General features: G+C 53.4%; 19 protein-coding genes. 7 read left to right on the top strand and 12 right to left on the bottom strand.

The features are described 5' to 3' along the window. The first annotated feature begins 75 nt into the window (after window positions 1-75). A complete protein-coding gene (locus tag Q0P86_RS06020) occupies window positions 76-1,029 on the top strand; it encodes a tetratricopeptide repeat protein (RefSeq protein WP_295038069.1) in 954 nt (317 codons plus the stop codon). A 106-nt stretch (window positions 1,030-1,135) separates the two neighbouring features. On the opposite strand, the gene murA is transcribed toward Q0P86_RS06020, so the two are convergent. The 7 genes from murA to rpsO form a co-directional block, all read right to left on the bottom strand. Then, entirely contained in the window at window positions 1,136-2,413 is a 1,278-nt protein-coding gene (gene murA / locus Q0P86_RS06015) for a UDP-N-acetylglucosamine 1-carboxyvinyltransferase (protein ID WP_295038068.1), read from the bottom strand. Between the two features lie 57 nt (window positions 2,414-2,470). Further along, complete coding sequence (gene glgB, locus Q0P86_RS06010) at window positions 2,471-4,687, bottom strand: 1,4-alpha-glucan branching protein GlgB (protein WP_290993452.1); 2,217 nt, start codon at window positions 4,685-4,687, stop codon at window positions 2,471-2,473. A gap of 133 nt (window positions 4,688-4,820) precedes the next feature. Continuing rightward, window positions 4,821-5,987, bottom strand: coding sequence for a phosphoglycerate dehydrogenase (locus Q0P86_RS06005; protein WP_290993455.1), 1,167 nt, complete (start codon window positions 5,985-5,987; stop codon window positions 4,821-4,823). A 145-nt stretch (window positions 5,988-6,132) separates the two neighbouring features. Further along, entirely contained in the window at window positions 6,133-7,872 is a 1,740-nt protein-coding gene (gene ispG, locus Q0P86_RS06000; protein WP_295038064.1) for a (E)-4-hydroxy-3-methylbut-2-enyl-diphosphate synthase, read from the bottom strand. A gap of 65 nt (window positions 7,873-7,937) precedes the next feature. Next, on the bottom strand, window positions 7,938-9,443 hold the full coding sequence (locus Q0P86_RS05995) for an HD domain-containing phosphohydrolase (RefSeq protein WP_295038061.1): 1,506 nt from the start codon (window positions 9,441-9,443) through the stop codon (window positions 7,938-7,940). A gap of 370 nt (window positions 9,444-9,813) precedes the next feature. After that, entirely contained in the window at window positions 9,814-12,087 is a 2,274-nt protein-coding gene (pnp, locus tag Q0P86_RS05990) for a polyribonucleotide nucleotidyltransferase (RefSeq protein WP_294114164.1), read from the bottom strand. 21 nt (window positions 12,088-12,108) lie between these two features. Next, window positions 12,109-12,381 carry a 30S ribosomal protein S15 gene (gene rpsO, locus Q0P86_RS05985; RefSeq protein WP_072798943.1) on the bottom strand — a complete coding sequence of 91 codons (273 nt, stop codon included), beginning with the start codon at window positions 12,379-12,381 and terminating at the stop codon, window positions 12,109-12,111. Window positions 12,382-12,650: 269 nt separating this feature from the next. Between rpsO and thiH the strand changes: the two genes are divergently transcribed. Next, window positions 12,651-13,910, top strand: coding sequence for a 2-iminoacetate synthase ThiH (thiH, locus tag Q0P86_RS05980; protein WP_290993468.1), 1,260 nt, complete (start codon window positions 12,651-12,653; stop codon window positions 13,908-13,910). A 5-nt stretch (window positions 13,911-13,915) separates the two neighbouring features. On the opposite strand, the gene Q0P86_RS05975 is transcribed toward thiH, so the two are convergent. Further along, window positions 13,916-15,358 (bottom strand): aldehyde dehydrogenase family protein, encoded by a 1,443-nt coding sequence (locus Q0P86_RS05975; RefSeq protein ID WP_295038057.1) that lies wholly within the window; start codon window positions 15,356-15,358, stop codon window positions 13,916-13,918. A 99-nt stretch (window positions 15,359-15,457) separates the two neighbouring features. Here Q0P86_RS05975 and Q0P86_RS05970 point away from each other — a divergent pair, with 99 nt between their 5' ends. The 5 genes from Q0P86_RS05970 (at window position 15,458) to Q0P86_RS05950 (ending at window position 19,608) form a co-directional block, all read left to right on the top strand. Beyond that, entirely contained in the window at window positions 15,458-15,988 is a 531-nt protein-coding gene (locus Q0P86_RS05970) for a gamma carbonic anhydrase family protein (protein ID WP_295038053.1), read from the top strand. 75 nt (window positions 15,989-16,063) lie between these two features. Then, entirely contained in the window at window positions 16,064-17,026 is a 963-nt protein-coding gene (locus tag Q0P86_RS05965) for a diacylglycerol kinase family protein (protein WP_290993475.1), read from the top strand. Beyond that, window positions 17,023-18,096, top strand: a complete 1,074-nt coding sequence (locus Q0P86_RS05960; RefSeq protein WP_295038050.1) for a UDP-3-O-(3-hydroxymyristoyl)glucosamine N-acyltransferase — start codon at window positions 17,023-17,025, stop codon at window positions 18,094-18,096. Before Q0P86_RS05965 ends, Q0P86_RS05960 begins: the two co-directional genes overlap by 4 nt. A gap of 134 nt (window positions 18,097-18,230) precedes the next feature. Continuing rightward, window positions 18,231-19,148: a UDP-3-O-acyl-N-acetylglucosamine deacetylase gene (locus Q0P86_RS05955; RefSeq protein ID WP_295038049.1), complete on the top strand. Its 918-nt coding sequence runs from the start codon at window positions 18,231-18,233 to the stop codon at window positions 19,146-19,148. After that, window positions 19,117-19,608, top strand: a complete 492-nt coding sequence (locus Q0P86_RS05950) for a 3-hydroxyacyl-ACP dehydratase FabZ family protein (RefSeq protein ID WP_233144358.1) — start codon at window positions 19,117-19,119, stop codon at window positions 19,606-19,608. The genes Q0P86_RS05955 and Q0P86_RS05950 overlap by 32 nt, the downstream gene beginning before the upstream one ends. A gap of 1 nt (window position 19,609) precedes the next feature. On the opposite strand, the gene Q0P86_RS05945 is transcribed toward Q0P86_RS05950, so the two are convergent. The 4 genes from Q0P86_RS05945 to Q0P86_RS05930 are packed head-to-tail and all read right to left on the bottom strand — an operon-like array spanning window position 19,610 to window position 24,260. Next, the gene (locus Q0P86_RS05945; RefSeq protein WP_291023793.1) at window positions 19,610-20,203 is read right to left on the bottom strand and encodes an L-threonylcarbamoyladenylate synthase; all 594 of its coding nucleotides are present in this window, start codon (window positions 20,201-20,203) and stop codon (window positions 19,610-19,612) included. 21 nt (window positions 20,204-20,224) lie between these two features. After that, window positions 20,225-20,632 carry a YraN family protein gene (locus Q0P86_RS05940; RefSeq protein WP_290993487.1) on the bottom strand — a complete coding sequence of 136 codons (408 nt, stop codon included), beginning with the start codon at window positions 20,630-20,632 and terminating at the stop codon, window positions 20,225-20,227. Continuing rightward, window positions 20,632-22,143, bottom strand: coding sequence for a serine/threonine-protein kinase (locus Q0P86_RS05935; protein ID WP_290993489.1), 1,512 nt, complete (start codon window positions 22,141-22,143; stop codon window positions 20,632-20,634). The genes Q0P86_RS05940 and Q0P86_RS05935 overlap by 1 nt, the downstream gene beginning before the upstream one ends. Continuing rightward, the gene (locus Q0P86_RS05930) at window positions 22,140-24,260 is read right to left on the bottom strand and encodes an ATP-binding cassette domain-containing protein (protein WP_295038046.1); all 2,121 of its coding nucleotides are present in this window, start codon (window positions 24,258-24,260) and stop codon (window positions 22,140-22,142) included. Before Q0P86_RS05930 ends, Q0P86_RS05935 begins: the two co-directional genes overlap by 4 nt. Window position 24,261 lies beyond the last annotated feature (1 nt).

The following is a 24,261-nucleotide window of genomic DNA, read 5'->3' as shown; positions in this document are numbered from 1 at the left end:
TGAGCTTGTCGAAGGGCCAACTTGTTTCAACAATCTAATCTCTACTAACTGCGGCGTAGCTGCAAAATCATGAATATGAAACGAATTCTATTGACAGCGGGTTTGGCTTCACTCTTGTTTACGGGTTGCGCCCAAATGACGGTGCTCCGTACCAAGGAAATGAAGGCGGTCGGTGCGGAAGTCCAGACGAGCCTGGATTCCGCGGTGCAGAGTCTGTCTGCACAGAACGATTCGCTGCGTGCCGAACTTGATTCGACCAAGGCTTTGCTCGATGCGTCGGCGCTTGCACAGAAACGTATGCAGGCTGAAATCACGATGCTTTCGCGCCGTGTCTCCGACGAGTCCGAACGCAACGATTCTAGGCAGGAAGAGATCATCTACCGTCTCGATATGCTTCTTGGCAAGTCTGACAAGATTCTGGCGAAGAAGGTCGTGGTGAGTGGTGCTCCGGCTCCGGTTTCGATGGATAGTCTGGAACGTGAGGCTGAAAAGCTCGTGGAAGCCGAGGCCATGTTCAATACGGCGCGTTCCGATTATCATCGTGGCGAATTCAAGCTTGCCTATAACGGTTTCAAGCAGGTCTATGAACAGATGAAAGAGGGCGAACTCGCCGAGAATTCGCTTTATTGGATGGCTCTCTGCCTGATCGATGTGAACCAGGTGGACAAGGCGAAAAAGGTCTTTGCTCGCATGTCGGATGCCTTCCCCGACGGCCAGAAGACTTGCCCTGCCTTGTTCAAGCTTTCGAGCCTTTATGGTGAAGAATGCGACATTGACATGCAGAAGCAGTACCTGCAGAAGATTCTTTCGACCAAGTCCTGCGAAAAGTCGGCTGAGTTCGAACAGGCTGCCGAAATGTTGCAAGAAATCTTGGAAAAAGAAGACAAGAAGTCTGCCGGTGAACCGGTGGATGCCTGCGTGCCCGTGGTTCGCGAACCGGTCAAGCCGACCTCCCGCAAGTCGACGACCGATGGCACTTCTGAACCGACAGCAAGCGCAACGACCGAATTTACGGAAGCTGCTCTGTAATAGTACGAACGATTATTTTAAAATTGAAAACTCCGACGATTGCTTCGCCGGAGTTTATTCTTTAGTCTCTCGTCTGTAGCCGCGTAGCGGTGATCTCTCGTCTAGTCTACGGTTCGTCGGCGTCGATGACGACTCGCTCGACTTTGGCGCCGAGCTTTGCCATTTTCGCTTCGAAATCTTCGTAGCCGCGGTCGAGGTGGTAGATGCGGCTAATCTTGGTTTCTCCTTCGGCGATTAAGGCGGCGAGGACGAGCGCGGCGGAGGCGCGCAGGTCGGAGCCCATGACGTCGGCACCTTCGAGCGGGAGGCCACCCTTGATGGTGGCGGTGTTTCCGCTGAGCGTAATGCTTGCACCGAGGCGTTCCATTTCGGCTACATGCTTGAAACGGTCGTTATAGACGGTGTCCTGGATGACACTGTTGCCCGGCACCGAGAGGAGCGTTGCCATGAGCGGTGCCTGCATATCGGTGGGGTAGCCCGGGAAGGGGAGCGTCTGGATGGTAATCGGCTTGAGTTCCATGTCACGGGCGTCGACTTCGGCCCAGTCGGGGCCGAAATTCACCTTGCAGTTCATGTCGCGGAAGGCATCGAGGGTCGAGGCGATGTGTTCGGGAATGATCTTGTTCACTCGAACGCGGCCGCGGGTAATGGCGGCACCGCAGAGGAAGGTGCCCGCCTCGATGCGGTCGGGGATGGTGACGCCATTGCCGGGGCGTAGGGATTCTACGCCCGTTACCGTCAGGGTACGCGTGCCGCGGCCCTGAATTTTCGCACCCATGCCGATGAGGTAATCGACGAGGTTATCAATTTCAGGTTCAAGTGCGGCGTTTTGGAGCACGCTGGTGCCCTTGGCGAGCGTCGCCGCCATCAGCACGTTCACCGTGGCGCCAACGCTCGAAATCGGGAAGTGGAAGGTCCCGCCGGGGAGGCGACCGTCGCAGGTGGCTTCGACATAGCCATGCGTTACTGTAATTTTTGCACCGAGCGCCTCGAGCCCTTTTAGGTGCAAATCGACGGGACGCGGGCCCCAGGCGCAACCGCCGGGGAGCGAAACGCGGCAACGTCCGAACCTTGCGACGAGCGGGCCCAACACATAGAAGCTCGCACGCATCGTCTTCACGAGTTCGTAAGGCGCTTCCAAGTGATCGGCTCCGCGAGTATCGATTTTAAGGCAGTGAGCTTCGCCGCTGATATGGCAACCGATAACGCGCAACACGTCGGACATCGTCTTCATGTCCTTGAGGTGCGGCACGTTCGTGATTTCGGATACGCCGTCGGCAAGAAGTGCTGCGGCCATCACGGCGAGCACTGCATTCTTAGCCCCGGAAATTTCAATTTCGCCGTCGAGCGGTTTCTTGACTTGGGGAACAATAAACTGGTACATAGTTAATTCAGATTTCTGTATTCAGAATCCAGAAAATGTTTAGTTTGTTTTAAATCCTTAGCGTTCCAGGCGGAAATAGACCGCCGCAAGCGGCGGAAGCTTGATGTTCAGGCTGCATTCGCGGTTCTGCCACGGAATGTCCTGCGTCCAGACTTCGCCAAAGTTACCCACGTTAGAACCTCCGAACATAGCGGCATCGGTGTTGAAGATTTCCTTCCACTTGCCGCGGGTCGGAGCGCCCAGGCGGTAGTCGTTGCGGACCACCGGCGTGAAGTTGAACACGCACAGAATCTGGTTCCCGTGGTCGTCCTTTCGCACGAAACTCACGATGGAATTGTCTGCATCGTCGCACCAGATCCATTCGAAACCGGTGTAGTAGTGGTCGATTTCCCAGAACGGGGCGTTTTCCTTGTACAGGTGGTTCAGCACCTTCATCATTTTGAGGAGCTTGCCGTGGCTATCCCAGCTGATCAGGTGCCAGTCGAGCGAGCGCTTTTCGTTCCATTCGCGGAATTGGCCGAAATCGTTGCCCATGAAGTTGAGCTTCTTGCCCGGGTGTGCGTACTGGAAGGCGTAGGTGAGGCGGAGGTTTGCAAACTTCTGCCAGTTGTCACCCGGCATCTTGCCTAGCATAGAACCCTTGCCATGTACCACTTCGTCGTGGCTGAACACCTGGATGAAGTTTTCGCTGTAGGCGTACACCATGCTGAAGGTCAGCTGGTTGTGGTGGTACTTGCGGTGAATCGGTTCGTGCTGAATGTAGCTGAGGAAATCGTTCATCCAGCCCATGTTCCACTTGTAGTGGAAGCCGAGGCCGCCCTGTTCAGGCGGGCGCGTAATGCTCGGGAAGCTGGTAGATTCTTCGGCAATCAAAATCGCATGCGGCGTGAGGCGGCCCATGATGCTGTTCAGGTGCTTCAGGAATTCGAGCGTGTCGTAGTTGATGTTGCCGCCATCCTTGTTCGGCACCCACTGGCCGGGGCCCTTACCATAGTCGAGGTAAAGCATCGAGGCCACGGCGTCAACGCGCAGGCCGTCGCAGTGGAATTCCTTGAGCCAGTACATGGCGTTTGCGATAAGGAAGTTCTTGACTTCGTTACGTCCCAGGTTAAAGATATAGGTGCCCCAGTGCGGATGTTCACCCTGGCGCGGGTCGGCATGTTCGTAACAGGCGGTGCCGTCAAAACGTCCGAGTGCGTGGGCATCTTTGGGGAAGTGGGCCGGAACCCAGTCCACAATCACGCCGATTTCGTTCTGGTGGCAAAGGTCCACGAAGTGTCTAAACTGGTCCGGTGTGCCGTAACGGCTTGTGGGGGAGTAGTAACCGGTCACCTGGTAGCCCCAGGATTCGTCGAGCGGGTGTTCGGCGAGCGGCAAGAATTCCACATGGGTGTAGCCCATTTCCTTGAGGTACGGAATCAATGTTTCTGCAAGTTCGTCCCAGTTCAAGAAACGGTCCGGATTCGCGGGGTCGCGGCGCCAGGAACCGGCGTGGACTTCGTAAATGTTCATGGGCGAACCGAAGACCTTGGTTGCCCAATGTGTGGACATGTAAAGGTCGTCGGCCCATTCGTAGCCGTCGAGGTGCGTGGTGATAGAGGCGGTTGCCGGGCGGACTTCGCTGAGTTTTGCAAGCGGGTCCACTTTAACGTGCAGGTTGCCGTCGGCACCGTGAATTTCGAAACGGTAGAGTTCGTTCTCGCCGATGTTCGGAATGAAGATTTCCCAGATGCCGGAACTGCCCAGCATGCGCATCTGGTTGCGGCGGCCGTCCCAGCTGTTAAAGCTACCGACGACAGAGACTGCGTGGGCGTTCGGAGCCCAGACGGCAAAGTGCACGCCCTTAAAGCCCTGGTGTTCAACAAGGTTTGCACCGAGTTTGCGGTACAGTTCGTAATGTGTACCGCTCGAAATCAGGTGGCGGTCAAAGTCGCTAAGTACGGGGAGGAATGCGTAGGGGTCGGTGAGCGTGTATTCGTTGCCGTCGTCCTGCTTGATAATCAGGTTGTAAAAGAACGGTTCGTATTCTTTGTCGAGAATCGCTTCGAAGAATCCCGTGTTACCGATTTTCATGAAATCAAATTCGTATTCACCGTCGCAAGATTCTCCGCGAAGGAAACTGGCCTGCGGTTGATAGGCGCGAATCACCGTCTTGACACCACGATCTGTATTCAGCGGGTGAATTCCCAAAATGGAAAACGGATCTTTCGTACTAAAATCCCAAATGGCGCGCATATCTTCCGATGTGAGGCTCGTAAAATCGTTCCATTCCATACAATACTCCTTTAAACACCTAGTTTAACGATGTAAATATAACTTAAACGTATTCGTTTCGGACAAAGAATAAATAAAAAACGACCCACATCATTAGTGGGTCGCTTCATTGAGTGCGAGAAACCTCTTTCTACTAGAAATGGATTACGCGGACCTTGATGACCTTCTCGAGCTTGGAGAGCTTTTCGATGATGGAGTCGTCCACCTTGCATTCCACGTCAACGAGGTTGTAGCCAATCTTGCCGTTGCTCTTGTTAGAGAAGCTGGCAATGTTGATGCCGACCGCGCCGAACACCTTCGTGATTTCGGAAATCATGTTCGGAACATCCTGGTTGATGACCACGACGCGGCTCTTGACGCCGGCATGCGGGTGATCGACGAGGGCCGGGAAGTTCACGGAATTGCGAACGCAACCGAATTCGATGTAGTCCTTCAGTTCCTCGACGGCCATCACGGCGCAGTTTTCTTCGGCTTCTTCGGTAGAAGCGCCGAGGTGCGGGAAGCAGGTCACCTTGTCGTTCTTGATAAGGTCTGCATCCGGGAAGTCGCAGAGGTAGCCCTGGAGGGAACCGGATGCGAGCATTTCGTTGACCGGGGCCATCTCGACGATGCCACCGCGAGCGAAGTTCATGATGTAGCTGCCCTTGAAGCCGGCGAGGTTCTTGCGGTTGAGCAAGTTCTCGGTAACGCCCTTGATGAACGGAACGTGCACGGTGAGGAAGTCGGACTTCGCAATCACGGTGTCGAGGTCGGCGATTTCCACCTTGTTGGAAAGTTCGTGCATGTTGGCGGCGTTGGGATAGGGTTCGTAAGCGATGACGCGCATGTTCTTCCAACGGGCATAGTTGGCGACGAGCACGCCGATCTTGCCGAGGCCAATCACGCCGAGTGTCTTGCCTGCGAGTTCCATGCCGGCGAACTTCTTCTTGCCACTTTCGACGGTTTTCGCGAGGTCCGGATCGGTAGTGTCGAGGTTCTTGACCCATGCGGCGGCCTTGTCCACGTTACGGACGGCCATGCCGAGCACGGTCATCACTAGCTCGGCAACGGCGTTGGCGTTTGCACCCGGCGTGTTGAACACGCAGATGCCCTTCGCGGAAGCCTTGTCGATAGTGATGTTGTTCACGCCAGCGCCGGCGCGGGCGACAGCCAGCAGGCCGTCAAAGTTGTCGGTATCAACCTGGGCGGAACGCACCAAGATGGCATCCGGATTTTCGACGGAGTCGGAAACCTGGTAGAACGAGCCAAACAGGCTCAAGCCTTTCTTGGAAATGTTGTTCATCGTCTTAATAGTTGCCATGATTTAGTCCTTTGTTTAAGTTAAAACTTAGTGGTTGGTGGTTAGTGATTAGTGGTTAGGATTGTAATAAGAACTTTCCTTTTTCATTCCAGTTTACGGATCACTGTATACTAGCCACTTAAATATTCCTGCTTACTAACCACTTTTAGGGTTCTTGCCATCTGCCTCTTTCCTTGATCAAATTCACGAGTTCCTCGATGGCGTCCTCTTCGGGGATGTTCTTCTTGACTGCCGTCTTGCCCTCGAACAAGGTAATGCGGCCGGGGCCACCGCCCACGTAGCCGAAGTCGGCGTCGGCCATTTCGCCCGGGCCGTTCACGATGCAGCCCATGATGCCGATGGAAATGTCGGAGAGGTGTCCGAAGCGGGCCTTGATCTTGCCCATGACTTGCTGAATGTCGTAGAGGGTGCGGCCGCAGCTCGGGCAGCTGATGAAGTTCGTCTTGCTGCGGCGGCAGTAGGCGGCCTGCAAAATATCGAATGCAAGGAGCACGCTTTCCTTGGCGCCCTTGTAGCCGTCAATCACGACGGCATCGCCAAGACCGTCGGTCACGAGGCTTCCGATATCGGCGGACACGCGGAGCGTATCGCGTTCGGAATCATTAATTTTAGCGTAAAGCAGAATGGGGTCTTGGCGACCCGCTGCTTCGAGAGCAGCGGCAAGGGCGCGCACGCCGGAGACCATCTCGGCTCCGGTGTAGCAGAACACGGAACCTGCGGGCACGCTCGCCGGATTCGCGGCGAACCCCGCGATATCCATCGCATCCTTGAACTGCACCACGGGGGCGGCGTCCAGGCTCGGCAGCGCGAATTCAGCGTTGCGGCGTTCGCCGGTAAGTGCAATCGCATCGGCCTTTACGCCGACCTTCACCGGATGAGAACCACCGATTTCTACGCCGGAAACATTCACGACAGAAGTCGCGCGGCGTTCGTAGTGGTACGGGTCTTTTTCAAGCACCGGCACGTTGTATGCCGTCGGCGCAGCAGGCAAAGCGCAGGCCTTGATGAGTTCCTGCGCCACAGGGACTTCGGCCACCGGATCTTCGGTGAGCGATACGCGGATGGTGTCTGCAAGGCCATCGAGCAACAAGGCGCCGATGCCAGCTGCAGACTTCAAGCGTCCGTCGGCACCCGCGCCCGCTTCCGTGACACCTATGTGGAACGGGTACGGCTTAAAGCCTTCCTGCTTGATTCGCGCGGCGAGCATACGGTAGGCGGCAATCGCCACGCGCGGGTTGCTGCTCTTGAGGCTGAGGACCACCTGGTCAAAATGTTCAGCTTCGCACACGGCCAGGTATTCCATGGCGCTTTCCACCATGCCTTCCACCGTGTCGCCGTAGCGGTAAATCATGCGGGCAGAGAGCGAACCGTGGTTTACGCCGATGCGGATGGCGCGTCCCAGGCGCTTTGCCTCTTGCACGAACGGCGTAAAGGCTTCTGCCACCTTTTCCTTGCCTTCGTCAAAAGATTTGTCCGTCTGCTGGTCGAGCGTCAAAATGCCTGTATCGACAAAGTTACCCGGATTGATGCGGACTTTCTCCACCCACTTGAGCGCCTCGAACGCGGCCTTCGGCTGGAAGTGGATGTCTGCAGAAACCGGCACCGTGCAACCGGCGGCACGCACCTGCTTCATCACTTCTTCAAGTGCGGCAGCATCTGCAAATGTCGGAGCGGTAATGCGAACAAGTCCGCACCCCACCTTGGCAAGCGCCAATGTTTCGGCCACCGTCTTCTCGACGTCTTTCGGCTTGGTGGTGGTCATGGACTGAACTAAAATGGGGGCGTTGCCCCCTATCAAAGCCTCGCCAACGCGGACTTGTACAGTTTCCCTGCGGACGGCGTTGAAGCGGTCGGCAACATACGGGAATTCGCTAAACTTTGTCATGCCCACAAATGTAGAAAAAATGAAGGATGAAAGTTTTTCATTCTTCATTTTTCATTCCAAATTCTCTATGCTTCGTCTTCTTTCAGGCTGCCGTAGTATTCTTCTAACTTAGAACGGCAGGCGATAAAGCAATCCTTGAGCGATGGATCGAATTGGGTGCCCATACCTTCGATGATAATCGTATAGGCGTCATCAAAGGACATCTCGGCCTTGTAGCAGCGCTTGCTGACCAGCGCGTCGTAGACGTCGGCGACAGCCATGACGCGGGCTTCGAATGGAATATCGTTTCCCTTGAGTTTCTGCGGGTACCCAAATCCATCGAAGCGTTCGTGGTGGTAACGAGCTACATTGCTTGCAATCTTGACAAAGTCGGGAGATTCTATAGAGGTAAGCAGGTTCTCTACGATCATGGCGCCCTTTTCGGGGTGGCTCTTCATTTCTTCGTATTCCTGCGGGGTAAATCGACCGGGCTTTCTCAGGATGCGGTCTTCGATAGCGATTTTACCGATGTCATGCATCGGGGCTGCAGAAACCAGACTGTCGAAGAAAAACTCAGAGAAGCCGAGACTCTTGTCTTTGCGCAGGTAGTCCATCAAGATAGAAACGACCTTGCTTGTACGCTTGATATGGCTACCGGTATTGCTATCACGGTTTTCGACCATGTAGGCCATGCCGATAAGCATTTGTTCCTGGATTGAGCGGATTTGAGAGTCGTTCTCCTTCAGCATCATTTCCAGACGGACATTGTTTGAATCCAGCATATTGATGTACTTGTGGATGCTGGTTTCGTCTTCAATCTTGAACAGGTTGATTTTCTTGGCGCGGGTAAGCGGAATCTGTCTCAACTTGATTTTGTAGTATCTTCCGTCGCTTTCGAATTTTTTCTCGATGATAATCTTGTCTTGAGAAATTTCCTTGATCCATGAAACGAGAAGGTGGTTGAGTTTCGTATTGTCGGGCATCGAGTGGTCTATCCGGCATTTTTTAAGGTCGGGGAAGGTCTTGTAAGCCACTGAGTTGCAACCGAGAAATTTGTTGTTTGTCGTAATCAGGACATAGCTTTCGGCGTTCTGGGTTTCCAAAACATGGGAAATAATTTGTTCAACATCGTAGCGTTTGACCCAGAAACAGATGTACAGGAGGGCGAACTGGTCAAATACGTAGACGGCGGGCATGATCAGTGTATCGCTGTCGATAAAACGGGAAACGAAGAACGAAAGGATCGACACAACTTCAATCGAAGAAAGCGCAATCAAGCTGTTGAAGGAAACGTTCCTTCTTGTGATGAAAGCATAGACGATAAGGCTCACGTTGATTAAGACGAAACCGACCATCATGCAGTTGAATATGTCGTGGCCTATGCCATAGACCGCGGTAAAGTTTCCTACGCCGTTGGTATAGATGAACTTGATAGACTTGTAATAGATGTCGCTAAAACCGACTGTCTGCGATAGTACGAATACCGCAAAAACCACGATGGCTAGCAAGTCATAGCACCAATGGGGGAGGCGGATTTTGCAGATGGATATACCTGCGTCGAACGTAAATAGCGGGAGGCATATCGATCCCACATAGATCATTTTATTCGAAAGAATTGCCTGGTCCAGGTTTGTAGATAAAGCTAGTAAAAGGTGCCCTAGACAAGCGATGAATACAGAATAGAATAACAGCGTGTAAGGACCGTTCAATTTCGGGTTGATTCGGTGGTGCACCAATATATTAAAGGCCGATATAACGGTCAGAAATGTCAAATACAAAATAACCATGTAAATCCCATCGATTAACAACACCAATCAACCGTATCAAATATAAATAAAAATTTACGGGTTAAGGTGTTTCCCTGGTTTATTTTGCTTAAAATGTCTAAAATATGTGTAAAAATCACGGTCGCCAATCTTTTTACGATTGACGACCGTGACTTAAATCAGCTGATAATCGAAATTAGGCTTCAGCCGGTGCTTCAGGTGCAGCCGGAGCTTCAGCAGCAGCGGTTGCTGAGCCTGTCGAAGCATCAGCGGCCGGAGCTTCAGCAGCGGGCTTCGGAGGGAGCAAAGCCTTCATGGAAAGCTTCACCTTGCCCTTCGGGTCGACACCGAGGCAGAGCACTTCGACTTCGTCACCGACGTGAACGACGTCTTCGACCTTATCGACGCGGTGGTCGGCAAGTTCGGAGATGTGCACGAGGCCGTCGCGACCCGGGAGGATTTCGACGAAAGCGCCAAAGGGCTGGATCGTCTTGACCTTGCCCTTGTACTTGCGGCCCGGTTCGGGTTCGGCAGTGAGCTCTTCGATCATGCGGCGGCAGACTGCTGCGGCCTTGCCACTGGGAGCGGCAATGTCGATGTTGCCATCGTCGTCGATGTTGATCGTGCAACCCGTCTGAGACTGCATGCCCTTGATCACGGAGCCTCCGGAACCGATGACGTCGCGGATCTTGTTGGTCGGGATGCGCATCTTGATCATGGTCGGAGCCTTTTCGGAAACCTTCGGACGCGGAGCGGCGAGGCCGAGTTCAGCCATCTTGCCGAGAATGTGCAGACGGCCTTGGCGAGCCTGTTCCAGAGCTTCGCGCATGAGTTCCGGCGTAATGCCGCGGATCTTGATATCCATCTGGAAGGCAGTGATACCTTCGGCAGTACCCGTCACCTTGAAGTCCATATCGCCGAGGTGGTCTTCCGTACCGGTGATGTCGGTCAAGATCTTGATCTTGCCGCCTTCCTTGACGGAACCCTTTTCGGAGATGAGGCCCATGGCGACACCTGCGACCGGAGCCTTGATAGGAACGCCAGCGTCCATAAGGCTCAAGCAACCACCGCAAACGGAGGCCATGGAAGAAGAACCGTTGGATTCCTGAATTTCGGAAACCACGCGGATGGTGTACGGGAAGTCTTCCGGCAGCGGGAGCACTGCTGCGAGAGAACGTTCGGCGAGGTGGCCGTGACCGATTTCGCGGCGGCTCATGCCGAGGCGCTTGCATTCACCCACGCAGTACGGCGGGAAGTTGTAATGCAGCATGTAGCTCTTGGAGCCTTCGCCCTGCAGGCTTTCGTAGCGCTGTTCGTCGGCCTTGGAGCCCAGCGTGCAGACAACGAGACCCTGGGTTTCACCACGCTGGAAGATCGCAGAACCGTGAGCGCTCGGGAGAACGCCGAGTTCGATTTCGATGGGGCGGACTTCGGTCGTCGTACGGCCGTCGAGACGCACGTCTTCGTTCAGGATCATTTCGCGCATGGCAGTGCGTTCGTAGTCGCTAAAGATTGCCTTAGCGTCTGCAACGAGAGCAGGATCCTGTTCTTCGTCCTTGCCAATGATAGCGAGAATGCGTTCGTCTTCCAGCATCTTCGCGCAGAGGTCTGCCATAGCCGGATAGAAGTCGGTCTTCACCATGTTGGAGTGGACGTCCTTGTTCAGTTCGTCCCACACGACTTCCTTCACCGTGGCGAGAAGCTTTTCGTGGGCTTCGCCAACGTGCTGGGGCTTGAGTTCCATCTTGGGCTTAGCGCAGCGGTCCACCAGTTCCTGTTGGGCCTTGCACATGAGCTTGATGGCTTCGTGACCGGCGAGAATTGCGTTGATCATCGTGTCTTCGGACACTTCGTAGGCACCGCCTTCCACCATGCAGACGGAATCTTCGGTACCGGCGACCACCAGGTCCAGATCGGCGCAGGCCATCTGTTCATAGGTGGGCATCACGATGTTCTGACCATCGACCACGGCCACGCGTACGGCGGCAACCTGCTGTTCGAAGGGCAGTTCAGAAAGACCGATAGAAAGGGAGGCTGCAGACACGCCGAGCACGTCCGGTGCAAACTTGCGGTCAGCAGACAGAACCTGCACGATCACCTGGACTTCGCGCGTGAAGTTCTCGGGGAACATCGGGCGAATCGGGCGGTCAATAATACGTGCAGAAAGCGTTTCTTCGTCAGAGGGACGACCGGCTTCGCGCTTGCTGTAGCCGCCCGGGAGGCGACCAGCGGCGTAAGCCTTTTCGCGGTATTCCACAGTGAGGGGGAAGAAGTCACCTTCTTTTTCTTCGCCGTAGCAGACAGTAGAGAGCACGAATGCATCGCCCATCTTGGCGACTGCAGCTCCGCGAGCCTGCTTGGCGATACGGCCTGTTTCAAACGTGATAACGCGGCCATCGGGAAGCGTTACGGACACTTCCTTCGGGTCGAGCATCTTGCCGTATTTTTGATGGTATGCGTCAATAGACATAAATTTCTCCAGTCTGAAGAATTAGCCGCGCAGACCGAGTTCCTTGATCAAGGCACGCTGGGCGACAATGTCCTTTTCGCCGTAGTACTTGAGGAGGTTCTTGCGCTTAGAAACCATCATGGACAGACCGCGCAGGGAGTGGAAGTCCTTCTTGTGGGTCTTTGCATGTTCGGTGAGGTTCTTGATCTTCTCGGTGAGGAGAGCGATCTGAACGCGGACGTTACCGGTGTCCTTTTCGTTTGCTCCGAACTTAGCGGTGATTTCTGCAGCCTTTTCTTTAGTGATAGTAGCCATTATAGCCATTCCTTTTCTTGTTGTTTTTGGGGTCACCACCATGGCGACCTGTTTCATTACATGTTTTTGTCCGAGTTTCCCTGCTTTAGCACCAGTGGAATTGGCGAATCTGGTCACAGGACCCAGGCAAAAATGCAATTTGGGAGTATATATAGAAAAGTGGTTAGTGGTTGGTGGTTAGTGGTTAGGAAAAAAGGGGCAAAATGAGGTGAAAAAGGTGAAAATTGACTTCTAGCAAGATTTGGGCTTCTTTTCTATATTTGGGGGGCGTGGAAAGAAAAGACAATAATTACCTGTTTGATTCCGGGAATCTCTCGGAAGGGGCGCTTGCCAAGAAGCACCGCCTTGAAAACGATCCGAGTTCCCGTACTAATATAATGGATTATCTGCCCGGCATGGAAGTCATCCAGTCGGACATTGCCGACAAGGTGCTCTCTGAGTCCGAAAATTTCGATTATTCCAAATATACCGGCAAGGACGTAAAGCGCGCTCTGGAACACGAACGCTGCACGCTCGAAGATTTTAAGGCGCTTCTTTCTCCGGCGGCCGCTCCGTATCTGGAACAGATGGCCGCGAAGGCGAAAATCGAGACGAGCAAGCACTTCGGCAACAATGTCTATTTTTTCACGCCGCTCTACATCGCGAACTACTGCGAAAACTACTGCGTCTATTGCGGGTTCAACTGCTACAACCACATCAAGCGTATGCAGCTCACGATGGAGCAGATCGAGCACGAGATGAAGGTGATTGCCGACAGCGGTATGGAAGAAATCCTGATTCTCACGGGCGAGAGCCGCGCCAAAAGCAGCGTAGAATACATCGGCGAAGCCTGCAAGCTGGCCCGCAAGTATTTCCGCATGGTGGGCGTGGAAGTCTATCCGGTCAACGTGGACGAATATCGCTACCTGCACGAATGCGGCGTGGACTATGTGACCGTATTCCAGGAAACCTACGACAAGGTGCGTTTTGAACAACTTCACCTGCTGGGCCACAAGCGCGTGTTCCCGTACCGTTTCGATTCCCAGGAACGCGCCCTGATGGCAGGCATGCGCGGTGTTGCTTTCTCCGCGCTCCTCGGCCTTTCGGACTTCCGCCGCGATGCGCTGGCTTCGGCGCTCCATGTGTATTACTTACAAAAGAAGTATCCGCATGCCGAGATGAGCCTCAGCTGCCCGCGGCTTCGACCCATCATCAACAACGACAAGATTGACCCGCTGGATGTTCACGAGAAGGAACTCTGCCAGGTGCTTTGCGCTTACCGCATCTTCTTGCCGTACGTGGGCATTACGGTCTCGAGCCGCGAAAGCAAGGAATTCCGCAACGGCATCGTGAAGATTGCGGCGACTAAAGTCTCCGCCGGCGTTTCTACGGGCATTGGCGACCACGAGAGCAAGTACAGCGGTCACGATGACGGAGAAGGTGGCGATGAGCAGTTCGAAATCAACGACGGTCGCAGCTTCAACGCCATGTACTCTGACATTTCGGGCGAAGGTCTTCAGCCGGTGCTGAACGATTATCTATATGTGTAAAAGCCTTATGCTTGCTTAAGCATTGCTTTAAAAAATCTTTGGATCTTGGCGCGGAAACCCTTGTCGCCTTTCTGGTGATAGGGTGGATAGAGGTAGTTTACTGCATCGAATGCGCCCTGCTCCATAATGTTTCTTTCGTGACTGAAGGTCTTGAATCCGTAGAATCCGTGATAATTTCCGGTGCCGCTCATGCCGACTCCGCCGAATGGGACCGTTAGATTTTCAATTTGCAGAATGCAGTGGTTTACGCAGGTCGAGCCCGAGGTCGTGCGGGCGATGACTTCGTTGATTTTTGCTTCGGATTTTCCGAAAATATAGATGGCGAGCGGCTTCGGACGATTCTGTACAAATGTAATAGCTTCGTCAAGTGAATCGTAGGCGACAATCGGGAGAATCGGTCCGAAAATTTCCGATTCCATAATCTTCATATCGGGCGTGACACCGGTGAGTACGGTGGCGGGCGTGTAGCGGTTTTCGATGTCTTCGGGGGTGAATTGGGCGCCGATAACTGCGGTTGCGCCTTTGGTGCAGGCGTCTTTGATGAGAACTTGGTGACGCTCAACTGTTCGGCTTTCTACGATGTGGACAAAGTTCTTTGAAAGACGGCGAGAGTCTTCGGTATCGCCGTACATTTTCTTTATGTTGTCTGCAATAGCATCGGCGAGCGGTTGTACTAATTTTGACGGACAAAGTACAAAATCGGGAGCGATGCAGGTTTGTCCTGCGTTTAAACATTTGCCCCAGGCGATTTTCTTGGCTGCATCCTTGATTTTCACCTCATCCAGAATGATTACCGGTGATTTCCCGCCGAGCTCAAGCGTTACACCAGCATGCATTCTGGCCGCACATTCTGCAACGTGGGCTCCGACTTTGGGACTGCCTGTGAAGAATACATGGTCGAAGGGGTGGGCGAGAAGTTTGTCGCCGAGTTCCGTTCCCGCGCCCAGCACGACGGCAACTTCGTTCTGCGGGAAAACTTCCGCGAAGAGTGATTCGAGAAATGCTGCCACATACGGGGTCTTGTGACTCGGCTTGGCAATCACCACATTTCCGGCGGCGATGGCGGCGACGATGGGCGAGACAAACAGCAAGAAGGGATAGTTCCACGGAGCCATGATCAGGACGCGTCCCTTGGGTTCGAAGTGGCTACGGCTACGATTTAACGGAAATAAAAAACTCCAGCTGCCGTCCTTGTCTTCCATCCAGTCTGGCAGGTGGTTCACGGTGTGGTCGATTTCTTGAAGAACCGGAAAAACTTCAGTAAGCCAGGCTTCGGTTTGCGGTTTGTGAAAATCTTTCCACACGGCATCGTAAAATTCCTGCTGTCGTTTGACGATGGCCTTGCGGAGTCTTTGGAGCTTTTCGATGCGTTTTCGGACGGATGTTCGTGCTATTGCCCAACGGTTTTTACCTTGCAATTCAAAAAGATTGTTCAAAAAATCGCTCATAACGAAAATATAAGTTTTTTGTTGTAACAAACTCAACTTTATTTGAATGACTGGGGGCAGACCTATGACTTTGTCTGTCTTTTTTTATAGATTGTAGATATGGCCTCTTTAATCGAATACAATGGTAAGCGCCCGGTCCTGGGTGAACGCGTATTTATCGCCGATGGCGCGAAGGTGATTGGCGATGTGGAAATCGGAGACGATTCCTCGGTGTTTTACAACGCGGTTATTCGAGCGGACCTGGCTGAAATTCGGATTGGCAAGCGAACCAACATTCAGGACAATGTGACGATACATCTATCGACAGATGTGGGCGTGCATGTGGGCGATAACGTGACAGTCGGTCACAACGCCATTTTGCATGCCTGCGATGTCGATGACAATGTGCTGGTGGGCATGGGCGCTATTCTTATGGATGGGGTGCATATCAAGTCCAATAGCGTGGTGGCCGCCGGTGCCATAGTAACGCAGGATAAGGAATTTCCCGAAGGAAGCTTGATTGTGGGCGCTCCGGCTCGCGTGGTGCGAGAACTTACCGAAGATGAAATCCGCAAGTTCCACGAAAACGCGGAACACTATATAGTTGTAAAAGATATCCTAATGGATTCCGCAGAACATCATTGCGAGTAACCCGTTAAAGTCATTCTGGGACGAATGCCGTGAGAAACGGAATTTATTTTTAGTATTTTAGTACTTGAGGTCTTTGTGTATAAGTTTGTTTTTCTCATAAACCCGGTTAGTGGCGGTGGCCAGGGCAAGATGATTCACCAGTTCTTGCCCGAAATCATGGCGTCCATGAATTATACGGACGACCAGTGGAAGGCTGAGTTCACGAATATCGACGGGCTGGAAAAACAGATTAGCGATGCTCTTGCCAATACGGAAAAGCTTGTGGCTGTCGGTGGTGACGGTACTGTGTCGTCGGTACTTTCGGTGATGGTCTCTTCGGAATACGCAAAGTCCGTCAAGATAGGGCTGATTCCGCTGGGTACAGGAAACGACCTTGCCCGCGTGCTGAACCTTTACAAACCCTATGTGGACAAAGGGCTCCTGTTCCTGGTGCGCAGGCTTTTGCAGGCAAAGGCTCGTCCCTTCGATATTTGGAAGGTGAATGGCAAGATTGCCTTTGCGAACTATTTTTCGGGTGGAATCGATGCCCGAATCGCTCATGACTTTAATCATGCCCGTGCGGTGGGTGAATTCAATTCGAATTCCGTTATCGTGAACAAGCTGCATTATGTCAAGAGTTTCTTTGCGGACCGTTCGTATCATTTAAAAAAGGGAAAGCTTTCCTTTGTTGATGCCGAAGGTAAAAGTTGGCAGAAACTTTTGGATGGCCACCGCACGGTGATTGTCGGGAATATCCCGAGCTTTGCCAGCGGCGCGAATCCTTTCTACAAATCCGACATGGCGGACCGCTTGCTTGAAATCGTTTGTGTTCCGAATATGTTCATGTTCCTTTTGGCGATTGCCGTGGGAACGGTGCCTGTGGTGGGTAACTTTGTCAAGAAGCATTTCTTGAAAACGCACAAGGCGCGATCAATTGAACTTGAGTTTGCCGATGACGAGTTTCTGCAACTTGACGGTGAAGATCTGAGTGGAAAATTGGGCGGACACGTGAAGATTGATTTCGCCTGTCAGGTGCAGATTATGGCGCTGGGGGAATGATGTTCTCGGTCTGCGCTTCGGAAATAGTCGATTACCTGCAAAACGAATGTCATATTGAATGTGAATTTTTGCGCAAGTCAAAGGACCGCGCGCCATTGAGCGGCTTTGCGGCACTGACGCAGGCCCGTGAAAGTGATGTGAGTTTCTGGGTCGGTCGTATCGAGAGCGTGACGCATGCGAATGGACCTTCGAACGATGACTTGAAAAAGACGGCTGCCGGCCTCTTGTTTGTGCCTGCGGGTGTGCAATCGGGCGAGGTTTCGTTCGCCGAGATTTTTCCGAACGCAAAGAACATTGTCGCTGTTGCAGAACCATACCATGCCATGGTCAAGTTCCTGGAGCATTTCGAAGGCAACGGATTCATCGATAACATGGAATCGGGCATACATTTTGATCGCGACTATATGGGCGAGGGCTATGGCGAAAATGGCCCCTGGATTCACCCGTCGGCGGTTGTCGAAGGCTTTGTGGACGAAGGCTGCTTTGTCGGCCCCGGCTGCGTCGTGATGCGCGGTGCAAGTGTCGGGCGAGGCTGTCGCCTGGAATCGAATGTGTCCATTTACCCGAATGTCATCGTGGGCGAAGGTTGCATTTTCCAGGCAGGCGTCGTAGTCGGTAGCCGTGGCTTCGGCTTTTACGAGCACGAGGGCGAGCGTCGCATGGTGCCGCACTTTGCGGGCGTCCGCATCGGAAACCGCTGTAGCTTTGGCGCAAATACGGTCGTCGCGGCGGGCTTCATTTCTCCGACGACCATCGGCGACAATTGCCACTTGGATTCCATGGTGCAGGTTGCTCACAACTGCGTTTTAGGCAACAACATTTACATGGCCTCGCAGACGGCGCTCGGCGGCACGACGATTCTCGAAGACGGCGTACAGTTCGCGGGCGGCGCAAAGGCGGCAGGGCACTTGACAGTCGGTAAGAATGCGATTGTGACGGCGAAAGCGGGTGTCACCAAGAACGTTCCCGCAGGCAAGACCGTTGCTGGGTTCCCAGCGATTGACATCGACATCTGGCGCCGTCAAATGGTCGAACTCCGCGTCATGGCGAAAAAGAAGCTAGAGAAGTAGGCCGTAGGAAGTGTCACGAACGTGTCATCCTGAGCGCAGAGCTGTAAGGCTCGAAGTCGAAGGATCTAGTTGATAAAGGTATGAAAATATCTTTCTGCAGAAACTTACTTTTATTTGCTATTTTGTAGCACGTAATGAGTAATGTGTGTGAATTTTCATCTCGCAGTTTGAGTTTTGGGCAGGCTTCTGTGTCGGTGGAACCACTGGAGCGTGACCCGCAGAAGGTTCCTTTTGTGGCGTGGTATGTGGGCGAGAAGCTTTTTTACCGCAGCGATGCGTGTCATTGTTTTGAAGAACTTGAATTTTTTGCGCAGCGTACCGCCGGTTACAGGTTGAAGGACTCGGCGGGTTCTGCGGCGGGGGAGTCTTCGATGCAGTTGCTTTCGCCGGAGCATTTGGCACCCGTGTTCCTGATGTGGCCGCACCGGCGCTTTAACGTGCGACTCACTGATGCGACCAAGCCCGAAGTCCCGATGATGGACGGTTCTGCGATTCCGTTCTTCTGCGAAATGCGAAAATTTTGCGGAGCGCCCGAAGAACTCGTCTTTTACGATGCCCCCGTGCATGCTGAATGGGACTTGCGTAGCGACGCTTCCATCTACGGTCATGTTCGCATCGCGCCTGCCGAAACATTTGAAGTCGAATACGTACTCGACCGCAATTCCGCCCGCGACGGTTACGACCTCAAGTCAGCGACATCCGTTTCCATTTATTCGCCTGAAAATTTGTACCAAATTTTCATGGCGCGCACCTTCATTCACCAGGTGGAACTGGAGCGCGCCCGTGCGGCAGGACTCCTCGCAGGCGTCGATGAATCTTGCGGGCTATTACTTGATGGCTTTACGCCCGAAGCCGAATGTTGCTCCAAATTCCGCATTGCGAACGAACCTGCGATGCATAAAATACTAGATTTAATTGGAGACCTGAGTTTTATCTGTCCGGCCCTTCCGAGGGTCAGAATCGAAATCACCAACGGTGGGCACGTGTCCCACCGGCAAATAATGGAGAAAATCATTCCTTATGTCCATGCTGGAATCTTTACCCAAGTCTAACGTCGATGGAATCCTCTACGATGCCGAAGTCGTCCACAGCGTTCTTCCGCAGAAGGCCCCGTTTGCCTTTGTCGATGAAATCCTCTCCCTCGATGCTGAAAACATGGAAATCGTTGCCAAGTGGCACTTGACCGGTGAAGAAGGTTTTCTCAAGGGACATTTCCCGGGCAATCCGGTGCTCCCCGGCGTGATTCAGATTGAATCCATGGCCCAGGCTGCCACGCTTCTGACCATGATCGGTCGCGAAGCCGAAACCACGGGCAAGCGCCCGGCATTCATGGGGGTCGAAAACTGCCGTTTCCGCGCTCCGGTGATTCCGAAGGCCGAAATCGTCTTGAAGGCCAAGCTCATCATGGCCCGCCACGGCATTTACAAGTACAGCGGCGAACTTCTGACCGTTGACGCCGAAGGCAAGGAAACGCTCTGCACCAAGGCCGACTTCAGTGCCGCCATGGTGTAAGTTACGGGTCTAGCAATTCGCCACGAATCACTTCGACTTGATCCCCGACCAAACTGATAATGTTGGTCGGGTTTATTTCTATGGGACCGCAGTCGACCATCATATCGACGGAATGTTCGAAGGTCTTCCAGATGTCATCGGGTTCGTACATGTCTTCGTCGGTGAGCTTGGCGGCCGTGCTCAGAATCGGCTTGTCGAAATGCTGGAAAAGTTCCTTGAAGAACGGGTGCGTCGGCATTCTCACGCCGATTTCGGGGCGCTTGACGTCCAGGCGGCGGGCGATATGCGGGTCGGCGGGCAAAATAAACGTGTAGGGTCCGGGCACGCGCGGCTTCATGATATTGAACGCGAAGTTATCGACTCGGGCGTAATCGGTCGCCTTGCGGATATCCGGAATGATGAGTGCCATGAAGAACTTCTTCATCGGCTTCTTGAGGGCGTAAAGCTTGTGGATTGCCTTGGGCGATTCGGCGTTGCAGCCAATCGCGTAACCGGATTCAGTGGGGTAGAGAACAAGACCGTCGTCTTCGAGGGCGGCAGCGGCAAGCTTCACGATTCTCGCTTGCGGATTTACAGGGTGAACTTCAAAACGCATGGCGATAATATAGATTATCCGCTAACACTGCGGAATGACTTGGGTGCCTTCAAAGGCGTTCTTGATATGCAAAAAATGGAGCGGCTTCTGGTAGACTCGTGCCGACAGAACGTCAAATCGGCAGGGCTGGTCGAACCCCTTGGGAGCAACCTCCTTCTGCGTGTGCAAGAAATGACAGGCGGTCTTCCAGATTTTCCTCTGCTTGGTGGCGTTCACGCGGGCCGCCGGGTTCCCTTGCTGGTTGTTCCAGACGGACTTGACCTCCACGAATACGACCGTTTCTCCGTCCTTGGCGACAATGTCGAGTTCTCCACCCTGGTAGGCGTAGTTTCGGGCGACAATCTCGTAGCCTTCGCGGCTGAGGTATGCCGCGGCTTGGGTCTCGATGAAGTTCCCCTTCGGCTTGTTACTGGATTTAGGGGCGGTCACTACGGTAATTCCATTCCGAGCAGGCGGATTTCCGATATGGCGAAGTCCTCGTTCTCGCCGTCGTAGATGTCGTCGAGGTAGACTTTAAGTTCGCTGGTTTCCATGGCCTGGATATTCGGGTACTGCATGCCGCGGATATTTTCGAGCTTGATTTTCTGCTTGAAACCGTCCTTGGTTTCTAGCGTGATTGTCTTGGGCTTTTTGAAAATGCGGAAACGGTCGCCGAATGCGTCATCTACGGATTTCTGGTATCCGACAGCGATTCCGAAATGGGTGACAATCGCGTTGTTGTCAAAATACAGCGTAAGGACCGGATTCTGCGGCTTTTGCGGCATCGTGTAGAGCCAGGCTGTTTTAAGGTCGTTGTCATTCAGGTTGTCGAGTGGGTAGCCGCTGCTTTCTTCGACTTCGAGCGCCTTGGTCTCGTAGTTGCCAAGAGCGTCGCTCCATTCCAGTTCCCGCAGGGTGCTCTCGGGCTTGTGCGTGAGCATCAGGAGAATCAGCAGCATGATGATGAGCGGGAAAATGAAAATGGCGAGCGCTGTGAGCTTTTTCTGGAGCATACGGGCACGCGGCGTAATGATGTTCGCCATTTCGGTGATGGAGGCCGTGTGGCGGCGCAGTAGGGATCCTCCCATGGTGGGGCGGGGTGTCTGGCGAGTTCCCTTGTCCGGAGGGAAAACCTGGTCGCAGGCATCCAAAAATTCTTGCATGTCGTGGAAGCGCTCGTTCAGCTTTTTCTTGAGGCACTTGAGAATTAACTGCGAAAGTCCTGGCGGCATGTCCTTGCGGAAAAGCTCCGGTGCAGGCGGCTGTTCCTGAACATGCTTGAGGGCAATTTCGACGGGGCGATTGCCTTCGAAGGGGAGTCGTCCGCAGGTCATTTCGAACAGGATGACGCCCATGCTGTAAATGTCGGACTGGATGGTGACATTGTCGCCGTGGCACTGTTCCGGTGACATGTATTCGGGGGTGCCCATGGTCATGCCTGTTCGCGTAAGGCGGTCCTTTTCCATTTCCTGGATGTAGGAAATGCCGAAGTCCATGATGAAGACGCGGTTGTCGCGCGTCAGCATGATGTTGGACGGTTTTACGTCGCGGTGGACGATGCCCTTGTTGTGGGCGGAAAGCAGGCCGCGTGCGATTTGGCGGATGATGACTTCGATGGCCTCAAAGGATAGCTGTTCCTTTTTATGCAGGATGTCGGCGAGGTTGGTTCCTTCGACATAGGTCATCGCGATAAAAAGCTGGCTGTTTTGCTGACCGAAGTCAAAAACATGGACGATGTTCTGGTGGTCCAGCTCTTTCATCGCCTGGGCTTCCAGGTAGAAACGCTTGATTGCTTCTTCATCGGAGGAGGCATCCAGAATCTTGAATGCGACGATTCGATTCAGTCTTTTGTCCATCGCCTTGTAAACATTGCCCATTCCACCTTTGCCGAGGGCTCCGATGAGGTCATAGTTTTCGTTGAAGGGGCGAGGAAAAATTTCTTGTTTCTGAGGTGCAATCATTTTGCTTTCTTGGAATAGTTAAGTTTTATAACAACCACAATATAAAAACATACGGCGATTACGAGTGCCGAAATAACGTTTTCGATGGGGTCGTTTCTCTCTAAAAAAAGATTCAGCAGGTTTGTCTGGTTGTAGCGGGACCAGATGACATAAGATAGGGTGCGGCCAAGTGGCAACATCTGGTCAAGCGGAACGAGCGCTCCGGCAAGGGCGACCTGCGGAATGATGAGGAGCGGCAACATGGCATTCGCCTGTCCCTGGTTCTTGGCGAAGGTACTGACGGTGAGCCCGACGGCGACGGGCGGGATTACCGTGACGGCAATCGACAGGAACAACAACGATACGGGAAAGTGGGCTGAAATCCGGAAATGGATAAAAGCGTAGACGACGATGGTTTGCAGGAAGGCGACCAGCGTGGGAATGGCGGCTTTGGCGATCAGGGTGGGAAAAATCGGGATACCCTTACGGAATTCGGCCTGGAGAATTTCCTTTTCCTGTACGATTTCGCGGATGGACAGTGAAAGGGCGAGCCAGTTGGCGCAGAGGATAAGGGCGAAGGCGACTATCCAGAGCGACGAAAGTTCCGAGAAAATCTGCGAGAATAGGAATCCGATGACGAGGGGCTGCAAAAGGAGCGTGAGAAACTTGCCCTTGTCGCGGAACCATTGCTTGGCGGTAAGTCCCATTTTGTAGAACAGGACCGGTGGATGCTTGACTTTGGGAAAGTAACAAGGGACGGCTGTTTCCGGGGCGAGGGCATTGGTCGTGTCGTCGGCCGTTTCAGAAGAATTGCCGGTGGGAATGGCGCAGCTGTTGAACAGCGTTTTCCACTGGGTGGCCGTTTCGTCATTCAGGTTCGCGAGAATCTTTTCGGGATCGTCGCTTTCAAAGAATCGGTAAGCTTCTTCGGGGCTTCCGTAGAAAGCCTGTTCGCCCTGGTGCAGCACGAGGACTTTGTTCGCAATTTCGAGCGCTTCGTAGCTGTGGGTGGTAAGGATGACGGTGTGGCCGAGGAAGGCGAGCTGCTTCAGGTGCGTGCAGAGAATTTTGGAATTGTACGGATCCAGTCCCGAAAGCGGTTCGTCGAGGATAATCAGCCCCGGATTTCCCATAAGTTCGTGGGCGAGGGCGGCTCGGCGGCATTCGCCGCCGCTGAGCGTCTTCACGGGGTTCTGCATCCGTTCGCTCAGCCCGAAAAGTTCGCCGAACTTTTCGAGCCGCCCCGTGGCGTTCTTCTTAAAGTCTTCGACACTCATACCGGTGCGACCGCCATCCATCAGTGTTTCTCTGACGGTGAGGTCGCGCCTAAGTTCAGGATCCTGTTCCAGGAAGGCGATATGCTTCCGGATTTCCTCGTTGCGGTAGTCGAGCCCGCCGATGCAGACGGAGGATTTCTCACCTTTCTTAAGCTTCCCTTGCAGCAACCTCAAGAGTGTCGATTTTCCTTGTCCCGAACGCCCGATAATGGCGAGGATTTCTCCGGCTGGGAGCTTGAAATTGATCCCTGACAAAATCTGCTTTTTCCCTGCGAAGACATCCAGGTTGGAAACTTCGACATCGAATCCCAGGGGAAGGTTCTTGCAGGTCAACTGTTGCATGGAATACTGGAATGTACAACTGGGCAACCGAACGGTCTGGCCTTCCTTCAGTTGAAGCAACTTGGTCGCCTTCCCGTGCATATCGAGTAATTTTTCGTTGAAGCGGATTTCTGCGGTTCCCGCCTGCATTCTTGCAGAAACACCTTCGGGAATGTCCATGTGCAGATTGTCGAGTGATTCCCATTTCTCTTGGAGCAGCTTCGATTGGACGAGGTCATGCTCGGCAGATTCCATAAGCAAAAGCTGCAGACGTCCGCTTTTCAGTGTCGCTCGTAGCTGCAGCGGTCCAATCAGAATGACATCGCCATCTTCAAGGGGGCGTTCCGCGGCGTCGCTTCCGTTTACCTGCGTGACACTGTTTTGCGAAAGGTTCTTTAGAATCCATTGTCCATCCGCATTTTCGATCACCGCATGATATCTAGAAACCATCGGGTTGTCAAGCACCAGAGTGTTGTCTGGCTTACGACCGATGGTAAACGGCTCGCCGATTTGCGGAGTGATGATTCTAAACGACTGCATG

Origin of the sequence: uncultured Fibrobacter sp., assembly GCF_946062555.1 — a bacterium.
Taxonomy (GTDB): domain Bacteria; phylum Fibrobacterota; class Fibrobacteria; order Fibrobacterales; family Fibrobacteraceae; genus Fibrobacter.
Note: the sequence above shows the minus strand (reverse complement) of the source record. Positions and strands in the feature narration are given on the sequence as shown.